Source organism: Microbulbifer pacificus (genome assembly GCF_002959965.1).
Classification (GTDB): domain Bacteria; phylum Pseudomonadota; class Gammaproteobacteria; order Pseudomonadales; family Cellvibrionaceae; genus Microbulbifer; species Microbulbifer pacificus_A.
In genome coordinates, this window is the sequence record NZ_PREV01000026.1 from 558656 (window position 1) to 571918 (window position 13263).

10 protein-coding genes are annotated in these 13263 nt (G+C 59.6%); 7 read left to right on the forward strand and 3 right to left on the reverse strand.

Features of this window, described 5'->3' with window-relative positions; all coding sequences use genetic code 11:
* Positions 1–58 precede the first annotated feature (58 nt).
* A complete protein-coding gene (locus C3938_RS02930) occupies positions 59–916 on the reverse strand; it encodes a universal stress protein (RefSeq protein ID WP_105101754.1) in 858 nt (285 codons plus the stop codon).
* A 212-nt stretch (positions 917–1128) separates the two neighbouring features.
* Positions 1129–2637: a SulP family inorganic anion transporter gene (locus C3938_RS02935; RefSeq protein WP_105101755.1), complete on the reverse strand. Its 1509-nt coding sequence runs from the start codon at positions 2635–2637 to the stop codon at positions 1129–1131.
* A gap of 434 nt (positions 2638–3071) precedes the next feature.
* Here C3938_RS02935 and C3938_RS02940 point away from each other — a divergent pair, with 434 nt between their 5' ends.
* From C3938_RS02940 to C3938_RS02965, 6 genes are all read left to right on the forward strand, one after another.
* Entirely contained in the window at positions 3072–4352 is a 1281-nt protein-coding gene (locus C3938_RS02940) for an efflux RND transporter periplasmic adaptor subunit (RefSeq protein WP_105101756.1), read from the forward strand.
* Positions 4353–4595: 243 nt separating this feature from the next.
* A complete protein-coding gene (locus C3938_RS02945) occupies positions 4596–5297 on the forward strand; it encodes an ABC transporter ATP-binding protein (protein ID WP_105101757.1) in 702 nt (233 codons plus the stop codon).
* Between the two features lie 10 nt (positions 5298–5307).
* Entirely contained in the window at positions 5308–6621 is a 1314-nt protein-coding gene (locus C3938_RS02950; protein WP_105101758.1) for an ABC transporter permease, read from the forward strand.
* A gap of 34 nt (positions 6622–6655) precedes the next feature.
* Complete coding sequence (locus C3938_RS02955) at positions 6656–7861, forward strand: ABC transporter permease (protein ID WP_105101759.1); 1206 nt, start codon at positions 6656–6658, stop codon at positions 7859–7861.
* A 174-nt stretch (positions 7862–8035) separates the two neighbouring features.
* The gene (locus C3938_RS02960; protein WP_105101760.1) at positions 8036–9382 is read left to right on the forward strand and encodes a sigma-54-dependent transcriptional regulator; all 1347 of its coding nucleotides are present in this window, start codon (positions 8036–8038) and stop codon (positions 9380–9382) included.
* The gene (locus C3938_RS02965) at positions 9382–10710 is read left to right on the forward strand and encodes a sensor histidine kinase (protein WP_105101761.1); all 1329 of its coding nucleotides are present in this window, start codon (positions 9382–9384) and stop codon (positions 10708–10710) included. Before C3938_RS02960 ends, C3938_RS02965 begins: the two co-directional genes overlap by 1 nt.
* Before the next feature lie 83 nt (positions 10711–10793).
* Here C3938_RS02965 and C3938_RS02970 read toward each other — a convergent pair whose 3' ends face one another.
* On the reverse strand, positions 10794–11753 hold the full coding sequence (locus tag C3938_RS02970; RefSeq protein WP_105101762.1) for an AraC family transcriptional regulator: 960 nt from the start codon (positions 11751–11753) through the stop codon (positions 10794–10796).
* Positions 11754–12096: 343 nt separating this feature from the next.
* Between C3938_RS02970 and C3938_RS02975 the strand changes: the two genes are divergently transcribed.
* Entirely contained in the window at positions 12097–13230 is a 1134-nt protein-coding gene (locus tag C3938_RS02975; RefSeq protein ID WP_105101763.1) for an efflux RND transporter periplasmic adaptor subunit, read from the forward strand.
* Positions 13231–13263: the final 33 nt, after the last annotated feature.

A 13263-nucleotide genomic window follows, 5' to 3' on the forward strand; every position in this document is an offset into this window, starting at 1 on the left:
AGCCGGAGTGCCTGCTCCGGTTTTTTATTTCGTTGCTCTGCTTTTAAAGCGCACTTCTTCAGCGCAGCAGCAACAGAGGCTGATTGGTGCCGAGCAGCATCTTCGCGGTCACACTGCCCAACAACAGGTCCCGCAATTTACTGTGGCTGAAGGCGCCCATAACCGTGAGATCTATATCATTTTCCTGCTGATAGGCAATCAAGGCGTCCACGGTTTTACCCTGCAAGTTGGCACTGATGACGGAGACACCGCCATGACTCAACGCCTCCGCACCCGCCGCCAGCACCGACTCAGCATCATCACCAACGTACACCAGGTGGCACAGGACATCCTTGAACAGCGCACTGTGCGCCACCATTTCCAGTGCCTTGCGCGCAGCTTCGCTGCCATCGTAGGCAAGCATAATCGAGCGCGGCGCGCGAAATTCCCGGTTCACCACCAGAATCGGCTTGTGCAGCGAACGCACAATTGGCTCCAGCTGCGCCCCCAAGCCTCGGCTCTCCGCTGCGTGCTCCTCACCGCGAATGCCCAGCACCAGGACACGAATATGATCCTCCAGCTCCACCAACGACTCGACCAGAGAACCGTGGCGCTGGCAGGTAACCACCCGCTCCGCCCCGGCACCCGCCGCCCGCTCCCGCGCCTGATCCAGCAGCTGCCGCCCCTGTTCCAGCAACAGCCTTGAACGCTGCTGCTCCAGATTCGTCAGTTCCTCCAGCAACTCCTCCTGACTACCGAGACCAATACTCCCGGTCAGATCCGCTACTGCGGGCGTGGAGACTCGTTCGATGTTGTGCAGAAGTTTGATGGGTGCACCGACAGTGCTGGCTATCCAGGCGGCATAGTCGCATACCGCACCGCTGAAGCGGGAGCCGTCGATGCAGGTGAGCACAAGGGGGTCTTTCTGTTCGGTCATTATTATTTTCTCTCGTTATCGCAAGTCATTTTCGAAGTACAAAAATCAGACTTGAAGCTCAGGCGCCGGGGGAATGATTTCAAAAGCGTCGCAAACAGGGACGTTTGCGACGCAGCTTACAGGGATGTATTCATAGCGGTTTTGAAATCATTCCCCCGGTGCCGGAGCGCCACAGGGCGACACTACGAAGTACCCGACCAAACGAGGCCGGATCAGTGCCCACCCAATACCTTCTCAATTTCCTCAGGCTTATCGTGTACCCCAAAGCGGTCCACAATCGTCGCACTGGCGTCATTCAGGCCGATCAGCTCAACCTCCGCCCCCTCGCGGCGGAACTTCACCACCGCCTTGTCCAGAGAGTACACCGCCGACACATCCCAAAAGTGCGCCCGGCTCAGGTCGATGACTACCTTATCCAGCGCCTCTTTAAAATCAAACGCCGCCACAAACTTGTCCGCCGAATTGAAAAATACCTGCCCGATCACTTTATAGGTCCGGCAATTGTTCTCCTCATCCAGCGCCGAGCTCACATACATAAAGTGGCTCACCTTGTTGGCAAAGAACAGCGACGCCAGCAACACCCCCACGAATACCCCAAACGCCAGGTTGTGGGTAAACACTACCACAACCACCGTCGACAACATCACCAGATTGGTCGACAGCGGCAACCGTTTCAGATCGCGGATCGAACCCCAGTTAAAGGTACCGATGGACACCATGATCATCACCGCCACCAGCGCCGCCATCGGGATTACCGCCACATAATCGCTCAGGAACACCACCAGCGTCAGCAGACCAACCCCCGCCACCAGCGTAGACAGGCGGCCACGGCCACCGGACTTAACGTTGATCACCGACTGGCCAATCATCGCGCAACCCGCCATCCCGCCCAGCAGGCCGGCACCGATATTCGCAATGCCCTGGCCCTTGCACTCGCGGTTCTTGTCACTGCTGGTATCCGTCAGGTCGTCGACGATGGTCGCCGTCATCAGGGATTCCAGCAGCCCCACCACCGCAAGGCCGGCTGAATAAGGGAAGATGATCTTGAGGGTCTCCAGGTTGAGCGGTACCTCCGGCCACAAGAAGACCGGCAAGGTGTCCGGCAGATCGCCCATATCCCCCACGGTGCGGATATCCAGCCCCAGCACCACCGCCACCGCTGTGAGCACCAGAATACAGACCAGCGGAGAAGGCAGGATCTTGCCCACCACCGGCACATAGGGAAACAGATAAATGATGCCGAGGCCCGCGGCCGTCATTGCATAGACGTGCCAGGTGACATCGATCAGCTCCGGCAGCTGCGCCATAAAGATAAGGATCGCCAGCGCGTTCACAAATCCCGTGACCACCGCTCTGGAAACAAAACTCATCAGGCTGCCGAGCTTGAGATAACCGGCGATGATCTGCAGCACGCCGGTGAGCAGCGTCGCTGCAAGCAGGTATTGCAGACCGTGCTCCTTGACCAGAGTGACCATCAGCAGCGCCATAGCGCCGGTGGCCGCGGAGATCATACCGGGGCGACCACCGACGAAAGCGATAACCACCGCGATACAGAAGGAGGCATAGAGGCCCACCCGGGGATCAACGCCGGCGATGATGGAGAAGGCGATGGCCTCGGGAATGAGGGCCAGGGCCACAACGAGGCCGGCGAGCACGTCGCGGCGGATATTGCCAAACCAGTCGTTTCTGGTGGATGACAACAGGGTGTTAGAGAACTGCATAAGTCGGAAGAGCCTGTCTGGGAAGTCTTGTTCTAAGCCCCGAAAAGGGGGCGCGGATTCTAGCATCTTGGGGTTGCTGGCTAAAGAACAGGCAATGAATCCAGGCTCCGAAGACAACCTGTGGCGATCCCGCTGCCGGGATCTTCACATGAACCGTCAGTGTGTCGAACCTTACGTCGCCTGTTTCCACTCCTGTCCGGCAACGTGGACACGGCCTGTCCGGACACATTTTCCGGACACTCTACCGCCACCCCTCAGAGAAACAAAAAAATTATTTTCCTTAACTTTCAAATACTTAACACCAAAATTCACCTTGGCACGGCAATTGCGATAAGGCCACTGCATCCACAAATTCAACCCTGCATCCGCGGCGCAACATGCCCGCGTCACACTGGCAGAACAACACAAACCGATATACAGCACTTGGGACCAACATGATCAGAGATACCTCCGGGCAGGATGTCCAACTCACTCCGCAGCAACCGTGGAAGAACCCGCAGCTGCTGAAACGCGCGGGCCTCGGTTTGGGCGCAGCCGCTTTTGTGGTGTGGGGTCTGATGAGCTGGCAGAGCACCAATGCGGTGGACGCGAGCCTGTCGCTGTCACGCCTCAATATCGCCGCAGTAGAGCGCGGGGATCTGGTGCGGGATCTGGTGGTGCAGGGCAAGGTCGTGGCCGCCAACAGCCCAACCCTGTTCAGCCCCGCTCAGGGCATCGTGAAATTCGCCGTCAAAGCCGGCGACAGCGTAGCGCGCGGCCAGCTACTGGCGGAAGTGGACAGCCCGGAGCTGCAGAACCAGTTGGCCCAGGAAAGTGCGCTGTACAACAAACTCAGCGTGGAACTCGCACGCCAGAAAATCCAGGCCAAGCGCCAGCGCCTCGAAAACACCCAGAAAGCGGACCTCGCTGAAGTGAATCTCACCGCCGCCCGCCGTGAGCTGAAACGCGCGGAAATCTCCATGGAGAAGCAGATCATCTCCCAGCTGGACTTTGAAAAAGCCAGTGACGATCTCGCCCGTGCAGAGCTCGAACACGCGCAGGCAGTTCAGAACGCCATGCTGGAAAACGAAGCGCTCACGTTTGAAACCCAGACCCTGCAACTGCAGGTAGATCAGCAGAAGCTGCAGATGGAAGAACTGCAACGCAAGGTCAATGAGCTGCAGATCGTCTCCCCCGTCGACGGCACCATCGGCAGCCTCGCCGCCACCCAGCGCGCGGCCGTCGCCGCCAACGCACCACTGCTCACCGTGGTCGACCTCACCAGCTTCGAACTCGAAGCCGCAGTGCCGGAAAACTACGCCGACGACCTCGGCCTCGCGATGACAGTGGAAATCAATATGGGCGGCAAAAAACTGCCCGGCGAAATCACCGCGATTGCACCGGAAGTGATCGACAACCAGGTCGTCGCACGCGTGCGCTTCACCGGCGAGCAACCATCCAACCTGCGCCAGAACCTGCGCCTCACCGCCCGTGTGCTGCTGGAAAACCGCAACGACGTGATGCTGGTCAAGCGTGGCGCCTTCCTCGATCAGACTGGCGGCCGCTATGCGTGGAAACTGAACGACCAGAGCCAGGCGGTCAAGGTACCGATCACCATCGGCGCATTGGGGCTGAATCAGGTGGAGATCGTCTCCGGACTGAACGTGGGAGACCGGATCATCACTTCTTCCGCGGAAGAACTGGATAGGGCGCAACTGGTTGCACTTAAAGACTGATCGAGCACTTGAACTTAATGCGAAGGCGCAGATGCCGATTGTTGGGTGCGAGACCTTCTGCGAGAGGGGCCGAAGGCGCCGTGAATGCATGGAGCGGCTGGGCCACCTCGCAGAAGAGCCCCCATGGATGGGTTGAGGGGGGGCGCCTAGCTCGTGTCCCGTGAACCCCTACCGCCAGCTAGGCCGCTACAGAACAACGAACAAAACCGCAAATTACTAACTACGAAGACAAGGAAATCCACCATGCTGAAAATGCACAACATCCGTAAAAGCTACCGCACCGACACCATTGAGACGCACGCGCTCCGGGACTTCAGCCTGGAAGTGAACGAGGGAGAGTTCGTATCCGTCACCGGCCCCAGCGGCTCGGGCAAAACCACGTTTCTGAACATTGCCGGCCTGCTGGAAACCCCTACCGGTGGTCAGTACCTGCTGGACGGACAGGAAGTAGGCAACCTCTCCGACCGCGACCGCTCGCGCCTGCGCAACGAAAAAATCGGCTTTATTTTCCAGGGCTTCAACCTGATTCCCGACCTCAACCTGTTCGACAACATCGACGTGCCCCTGCGCTATCGCGGCTTCAACGCCAAAGAGCGCCGCCGCCGTATTGAAAAATCCCTGGAACAGGTCGGCCTCTCCGCCCGCGCCAAACACCTGCCCGCACAACTGTCCGGCGGTCAGCAACAGCGCGTAGCCATCGCCCGCGCACTGGCCGGCGAACCTCGCTTTCTGCTCGCGGACGAACCCACCGGCAACCTCGACTCCCTGATGGCGCGCCAGGTGATGGAACTGCTGGAATTCATCAATGAGTGGGGCACCACCATCATCATGGTTACTCACGACCCGGATCTCGCGCGCCGCGCTCAACGAAACATCCAGATCGTCGACGGCCAGGTGTCCGATCTGCGCCAGAGCATCGCCGCCGACGAAGCGGCCATCGCCTGAGGACATCGCCATGATCGGATATTACGTTTCCCTCGCGCTGCGCAGCCTGCGCCGCACCCCGATACTGAGCGCGCTGATGGTTGCCGCCATCGCCGTCGGCGTGGGCGCCGCCATGACCACCCTGACATTGAACTACATGATGTCGCGCAACGCCCTCGCGGACAAAAACGAAGTGCTCTACGCCCTGCAGCTGGACAACTGGGATCCCCACGAAGCCGCCGACAACCCCAGCGAAATGCCCTGGCAGCTCACCTACAAAGACGCCATCAGCCTGCTGCGTTCGGATATTCCGACCTATCAGGTGGCCATGCATCGCTGGGGCGGTCCCGTCACACTGGAAGACTCCACCGTGCGGCCCTACACCGCACAGGCGCGTGTCACCAGCCGCGATTTCTTTGCTCTGTTTGACATTCCGTTTATCTACGGTGGCACCTGGGCCAAAGAAGCAGACAGCAATGCGGTATTCCAGATTGTCATTAACGAAGCCACCAATGAAAAACTGTTCAACGGCGAAAACAGCGTGGGCCGCACGATCAACTTCAATGGAACCCCGTTCACCGTTGTCGGCGTAATCGGGAACTGGAGTCCAAGCCCCAAGGTACACGACCTGAACAATGGCTCGTTCCAGAAATCCGCCGAGCTTTTCATTCCCTTCGGCCTGCATCGCACCTTCGAAATCCAGCCCTGGGGCAACACCAACGGCTGGAAGCCGGAAAAAATTGAAAGCTACGAGGACGGCCTCGGTGCCGAATACGTGTGGGTTCAGTACTGGGTACAGCTGGATTCCGCGGAACAACGCCAGCGCTACGAAGATTATCTGACCGGTTTTATCCGTGAGCAGAAAGATCAGGGGCGCTTCCCACGGCCGCTGAAGTTCGGCCTGAGCAAGCCTTCCGAGTGGCTGGTGCTCAACGAAGTCGTGGACGGCGACGACCGCATGTTGAGCTGGCTGTCGCTCGCGTTCCTGCTGGTATGCCTGGTCAACGCCGTTGCCCTGCTGCTGGCGAAGTTCCTGCGCAAGGCCCCGGAAACCGGTGTTCGCCGCGCCCTCGGCGCAAGCCGCAGCGCAGTGTTCAGTCAGCACCTGGTGGAAAGTGGCTGCATCGGCCTCGCCGGCGGTCTGATCGGAATCCTGCTGACCCTGGCCGGGCTGGCACTGATCCGCCAACTGTCGATGGGCTATATGGACAGCGTCGCGTCCATGGACTGGCTGATGATGCTGTCCGCCATCGGACTCGCCATTCTTTCCAGCCTGCTGGCTGGTCTGTACCCCGCGTGGCGCATCAGCCGTACCAACCCATCCATCTATCTGAAAACCCAGTAAGGCCACACGTCAGCGAGACCAAAAGGAAACTACCATGCTGGAACTGAGACCCATTTTATCGGCGCTGTGGCGCCACAAAATTTCCGCGCTCCTGATCGCGCTGCAGCTCGGCCTCACGCTGGCCATCGTCAGCAACGCGAGCGTCGTCATCAAGGAACGCCAGGAGAGAATCGCCCGCCCCACCGGTGTGGCCGAAGCGGATATCGTCACCGCCCATTTCATGCCGATCCCGAAGGACTACGACATGCTCGAAGCCTTCCGTCTGGATATGGACATGATTCGTCAGCTACCCGGCGTCGCCGCCGCCACCATCAGTCGCGCACCGCTGACCGGCAGTGGCTCCTCCAGTGGATTCCATACCAAGCCCCATCAGGAAGTCGGCTCCACCGGCGCCGCCAACTTCCGTGTGGATGAACACTTCATCGACGCCCTGGGAATGAAACTGGTCGCGGGCCGCAATTTCACCCCGGATGAAATCCGAATGATGGAAAGCAACTCCAGCGAGCGGCCCACCAAGACCATCATTACCCAGCAGCTGGCGGATACCTTGTTTCCCGAAGGCAATGCGTTGGGAAAACCCATTTACTTCGGTGGTGAAGACAATCCCATGGAGATCGTCGGTATCGTCGAACGCAACCTGGGGCCCTGGCCAAACTCTTCCATCGCCGGCAACACCGTGTTCTTCCCTGCCATTATGGATAATCAGTGGTACGACTATATTGTCCGTGCGGAACCCGGCCAGCGGGACGCAGTACTAAAACTGCTCGAGGAAAAACTGGCCGAGCGCGACGCAGATCGGGTGATCAACGTAGAAACCCTGGAAGAGCAAAAAACCCGTTACTATGCCGGTGACAACACCATGATCAAGGTGCTGTCCGGAGTTGTCAGTCTGCTGACCTTTATCGTTGCCCTCGGTATTGTCGGCCTGACCGTATTCTGGATCACCCAGCGCCAGAAGCAGATCGGCGTTCGCCGCGCCCTCGGCGCCACCCGACTCGCCATCAGCCGCTACTTCCTGCTGGAAAACCTGATGATCGCCGCCACCGGTATCGTACTCGGCGTTGCCACCGCACAGATCTTCAATAAGTTCCTCGCCAGCGAATTCGGTCAACCCGCCCTGCCGCTGTCTACAACGCTGATCTGTGCCTTTATACTGCTCGCCGTCAGCGTCGCCGCGGCACTGGTACCGGCACTGCGCGCCGCGAATATTTCGCCGGCGATGGCAACGCGCAGCGTATAAACACCGATACGAAGTTAAATACGCGATGAGAAGGCCCTGCTGCCGGCAGGTGGTTGTGGGCTCTTCTAAAACAGGGATGTTTTAGAAGAGCCCCCATGGATGGGTTCACGGCGTGTCCCACAACCACCTGCCGGTAGTAGGGCCGCCACAAAATTAACTACAAAGGACAGTTAATTGGACAAGGTCCTAATCATCGACGACAACACCGGCATTATCACCGCCCTCTCCCTGTTGTTGTCCCTCCATGATATCCAGACACTCTCCGCCATCACCCCCCAGGCGGGCCTGCAGCTTCTGCGGGAAAATCCGGACATCGGCCTCGTCATCCAGGACATGAACTTCACCGCCGACACCACCTCCGGCGAGGAGGGCCGCGCGCTGTTTTTCGCCCTGCGCGAATTGCAACCGGACATTCCCGTCATCCTGCTCACCGCCTGGACCCAACTGGAAATGGCCGTGGAACTGGTCAAAGCCGGCGCTGCGGATTACGTGGGCAAACCCTGGGACGACCACAAACTCATCGCCACCATCAAAAATCTTCTGGAACTGCACGAACTGCAACAGCAACAACGCCAAACCCAGCGACGCGCCCAGCAGGCCCGGGAACAACTGCAGCAACAGTACGATTTGCAGGATATTGTTTACCGCAGCCACAGCGTGCAGAGCCTGCTGGAAATGGCCACCCAGGTCGCCCACTCCGATGTGCCGATTCTGATTACCGGTCCCAACGGCGCCGGCAAAGAAAAAATTGCCGATATCGTACAGGCCAACTCCAGCGTAAAAGCCGGCCCCTACATCAAGGTCAACGTGGGTGCACTGCCGGAAGAATTGATGGAAGCCGAACTGTTCGGCGCCGAAGCCGGTGCCTACACCGGCGCCGGCAACAAGGCCCGCGTAGGCCGTTTTGAAGCCGCCGACGGCGGCACCCTGTTTCTCGATGAAATTGGTGAGCTCTCCGCCAGCGGCCAGGTCAAACTGTTGCGCGTACTGCAGACCGGCGAATTCCAGCGCCTCGGCAGCAGCCAGACCCGCAAAGTGCGCGTGCGTGTGATCAGCGCCACCAACAGCGACCTGCCGCAGATGATCAATGAGGGCAGCTTCCGCCAGGACCTGTTCTACCGCCTGAACGTGATCGAACTGAAACTGCCGCCGCTCGCCGACAGACCGGAAGACATTCTGCCCCTGGCCCGCGCCTTCCTCGCCCGAACCGGCAAACAGCTGGCACCTCAGGCCCAACAGCGCCTGATGCGCTACAGCTGGCCCGGCAATGTGCGCGAGCTGCAGAATGTCATGCAACGGGCCGCGGTACTGACGCGCGATGACACCATCGAAGAAGCCACCCTCGCACTGCCGGAAGACACCCAGCTGAAAATGCCGGAACACAGTTTCGAACCGAGCCGCGAACTGCTGGAACAGACCCTGGCCAACTGCAACGGCATCATCGCCCAGGCCGCGCGCGAACTCGGCCTCAGCCGCCAGGCACTGTACCGCCGGCTCGACAAATACGGGATTCCCTATTGATGTTCCGCCCCTCCATTGAAGGCAAGATTTTCGCCTGCGCACTGCTCGCGGTCGCCCTGGGTACCGGCATACCGTTTGCGCTGCAGGCGCAGGGTGTCGACAGCAAGCTCGCGTGGAGCGCCGGATTACTGCTGGCCGTAATACTTGTGTGGATTTTGTTACGGCCGCTGACACGCTCGCTGGGTCGCGCCCTGAACAGCCTGCAGGGTGGCCTGCTGAATTTCCGCGATGGAGATTTTTCTATTTCACTGGCACTGGAACGCCGCGACCAGCTCGGGGAACTGGCGGACCTGTACAACGAAGTCGGGGAAATTCTGCGGCGCGAGCGCGCCCACATTCATCAGCGGGAACTGCTGCTGGACACGGTCATCCAGAGTTCGCCCCTGGCTCTGCTGCTGATCGACCAGAGCGAACACATCATTTACGCCAACACCAGTGCAAGACACCTTCTGCACGGCGGCAAGCCGCTACAGGGACACCGACTGGAACAGATCCTGCCCCTCTGCCCCCCTGAACTGGCCAAGGCCATCGAGCAGCACAAGGAAGGCCTGACCAGCTACCTGGACAACGACACCAACCACACCCTGCATATCAGCAACAGCACCTTCGTACTGAACTCGCAGAAGCACCGCCTGATACTGCTGCGGGAGATGACCCGCGAACTTACCCGCGCCGAAGTTCAGGTGTGGAAAAAAGTGATCCGCCTGATCAGCCATGAACTGAACAACTCTCTCGCCCCTATTTCATCCATGGCCCACAGCGGCAAGCTGCTCTCGGAAAAATTGCATTCGCAACAACTGGCCGGTGTGTTTGATGTAATCGCCGAGCGCTGCCGGCACCTGACCGAGTTTACCCAGGGGTACGCCCGCTTCGCCAAACTGCCGCCACCGGTGTGTGAAGAGGTGTCCTGGTCCGGGCTGGTCGCCAGATTGCAGCCTCTACATCCATTTCAAATCCACGGGGGCTTACCCTCGCGCCCCGGCTATTTCGACCCGGCGCAGCTGGAGCAGGCGCTGTTGAATCTGCTCAAGAATGCCGCCGAATCCGGCAGCGCGGTAGAAGACATTTCTCTGCAAGTGGAAACGGATGCGCACGGTCAGTTGCTGACCGTCAGAGACCGCGGCACGGGCATGAGCGATAAGGTGCTGCAACAGGCGCTGTTGCCGTTTTACTCCACCAAGCCCCAGGGGGTCGGCCTTGGTCTGGCGCTGTGCCGGGAAATCATCGACGCGCACAACGGGCAAATCCATCTGCACAACCGCGCAGACGGCGGTTTGCAGGTTAGCCTGTGGTTGCCGTGGCCGGAAAAAAACAACCCACACGAATAGCCTCACGGCGCCCTGGAACAAACGCCGCGCATTAGGCCTGTAAACACTAAGCTCGATGAGCTTTTCGGCAACCTGCCAGAACTTCACGCCGGAATGCGCTGCTCACCGCGCAATTTATTCACATCCGCACGCGGCGGTGCGCCAAACATACGACTGTACTCGCGGCTGAAGTGCGAGGGGCTCTCGTAACCGACGCGGTAGCTGGCAGAAGCGGCTTCCAGGCCTTCACTCAGCATCAGGCGGCGCGCTTCATGCAGACGCAGTTTCTTTTGGAACTGCAGCGGCGACATCCGCGTAACCTGTTTAAAGCTGTGATACAGGGACGACTCACTCATATTGGCCCGATCTGCCAGCTCGCTAATCCGCAGCGGTTCCGCAAAGCGATCCTTGAGCAGGGCAATGACCTGGGAAATACGGTTCGCCTGGCTGTCAGCCACGGCAAATTTGCGGATACGCGCCCCCATTTCCCCCATCAGCACCCGGTAGAGAATTTCCTTGCGCACCAACGGCGCCAGTACCGGCACATCCGCCGGGCTGTCGAGCAGTTCGACGAGACGGCTCACTGCACTCAGCAGGCCCATGTCCATACGCGCCACACAGAGACCACAATTCACTTCCCGGCAGGGGGGATCCATGTCCGCGGACGGCGCCTGCCCGCCCTGTTCCAGGACCAGATCGGTCACTTCCTGCGGATCCACCACCAGTTTAATGGCGAGATACGGCTGTTCCGGCGAGGCGTTCACCACTCGGGCCTGTACCGGCAGGTGTACCGAGGAGGCCAGATAGCTCAACGGACCATAAGAAATTTCCCGGTCACCCAACTGTAAGACTTTCTCGCCCTGCACAATAAAGCCGAGCGAGGGCTCATATACGCCGGAAACACAACTGGCGGTGGCCACGTCTGAACGGATCAGGCCGACCCCGCTCAGGGGAGATTCCCGCAGCCCTTCCGCTGGCGCCCAACGCAAAACAGTGCGCGCGAGCTTGCTGCGCGCGGATTCCAGGTCCCGCGAAATATCACTGCTGTGTTGATCTTGCGACATGCGCCCTCCAGATACCGGCTCAACGGTCGGCCAGTATACGGAGTTTTGGGCAAGCCACTTAGAACTTTGCAGAATTGGGCAAGTACTGGGCAGTAATATGCAATCGGCTTATACAAAACCTCAAGAGCGGAACGGTACAGCGCAAACAAAAGCTACAGGAAAATGACAGACCGATGTAGAGTCGGCCCGAAGCCGTGCTCCACCCGAATGGTCCTACGCTCGTGCTCCGTAGAATCAGGCAAGCAGAATACAGTAACCGAATACCGCCCTCGGGTAGTGCTCGGCTAGGGTACGTCCCCGATGGGCCGAGGTTTCCTCGCCCGAGCAGAGGAGTAAGCACCCAATGACAAGAAATTTCCTGATAGGCCTGGCAACCCTGATTCTCGCAGGCTGCAATGCCGGTGATACTGAGGGCCAGAGACCGCCGCCCACACCGGTGGAAGTTGTGGAAGTCAGCACCGCGCCGGCAACCCTGTGGGGCGACTTTACCGGACGGGTTGCCGCGCCCGAGACCGTAGAGCTGCGCGCGCGGGTGAGCGGCTACATCGACAAGGTCGCGTTTACCGAGGGTGAGCTGGTGAAGCGCGGGGATCTGTTATTCGAGATAGATCCCCGCCCCTACCGGGCCCGCGAGCGGGCGGCGCAGGCGGAACTGGCTCGCGCGCAGAGCCAGCTGGCACTCAGTGAAAGCCGCGCGCAACGCGCCCGGCAACTGTTGACGAGCCGCGCCATTTCCCGCGAGGAGCACGACCAGCGGCAGGCGGCACTGGATTCGGACCGCGCTGCGGTCAGTGCGGCACAAGCAGCGCTGGAGAGTGCACGCCTCGACCTGCAATTCACGCAAGTTAAATCCCCCATTGACGGTCGCGTGGGCCGTGCCGAGATCACCCGCGGCAATCTGGCCAGCGCCGACCAGACACTGCTCACAACACTGGTTTCCGTCGATCCGATGTATGTCTATTTCGAAAGTGATCAGAACAGTTTCGCCGGCAACCGAGCGTTCTTCACGCCCGAGCAGCGCCCGCAGGTACTGGTCGGGCTGGCTGGCGAGGACGGCTTTCCCCACACAGGAAAACTCGACTTTATCGACAACCGCCTGAACAGCCACACCGGCACCATTCAGTTCCGCGCGGTCGTCGACAACCCACTGGGACACTTAAAGCCCGGGCAGTTCGCGCGAGTGCAGATGCCAACCGCACAGCTCGACAACGCGCTGCTGCTCAGCCGCAAGGCGGTGCTCACAGATCAGGACCGGCGCTATGTGTATGTGGTAAACGCCCAGAACATCACCGAGCGTCGCGATGTGGAAACCGGCCCGCAACAGGGAGAACGGGTGCTGATCCGCAAAGGCCTCGAACCCGGAGAACAGGTAGTGGTCAACGGCCTGCAAAAAATCCTGTTCCCCGGAATGCCGGTACTGCCACAACCCGCGCAAAAGCGTATTGAGGAATCCTCACCACAACTCGCCGGGCGCTGAACAGACTTCGCAACACCCACCCAAAGCCCAGTC

What these genes read in the sequence shown, in the direction of transcription:
- C3938_RS02950 (WP_105101758.1), top strand. Translation starts at nt 5,308, where the DNA reads ATGATCGGATATTACGTTTCCCTCGCGCTGCGCAGCCTGCGCCGCACC.
- C3938_RS02970 (WP_105101762.1), bottom strand. Translation starts at nt 11,753, where the DNA reads ATGTCGCAAGATCAACACAGCAGTGATATTTCGCGGGACCTGGAATCC.
- C3938_RS02975 (WP_105101763.1), top strand. Translation starts at nt 12,097, where the DNA reads ATGACAAGAAATTTCCTGATAGGCCTGGCAACCCTGATTCTCGCAGGC.
- C3938_RS02935 (WP_105101755.1), bottom strand. Translation starts at nt 2,637, where the DNA reads ATGCAGTTCTCTAACACCCTGTTGTCATCCACCAGAAACGACTGGTTT.
- C3938_RS02930 (WP_105101754.1), bottom strand. Translation starts at nt 916, where the DNA reads ATGACCGAACAGAAAGACCCCCTTGTGCTCACCTGCATCGACGGCTCC.
- C3938_RS02955 (WP_105101759.1), top strand. Translation starts at nt 6,656, where the DNA reads ATGCTGGAACTGAGACCCATTTTATCGGCGCTGTGGCGCCACAAAATT.
- C3938_RS02965 (WP_105101761.1), top strand. Translation starts at nt 9,382, where the DNA reads ATGTTCCGCCCCTCCATTGAAGGCAAGATTTTCGCCTGCGCACTGCTC.
- C3938_RS02940 (WP_105101756.1), top strand. Translation starts at nt 3,072, where the DNA reads ATGATCAGAGATACCTCCGGGCAGGATGTCCAACTCACTCCGCAGCAA.
- C3938_RS02945 (WP_105101757.1), top strand. Translation starts at nt 4,596, where the DNA reads ATGCTGAAAATGCACAACATCCGTAAAAGCTACCGCACCGACACCATT.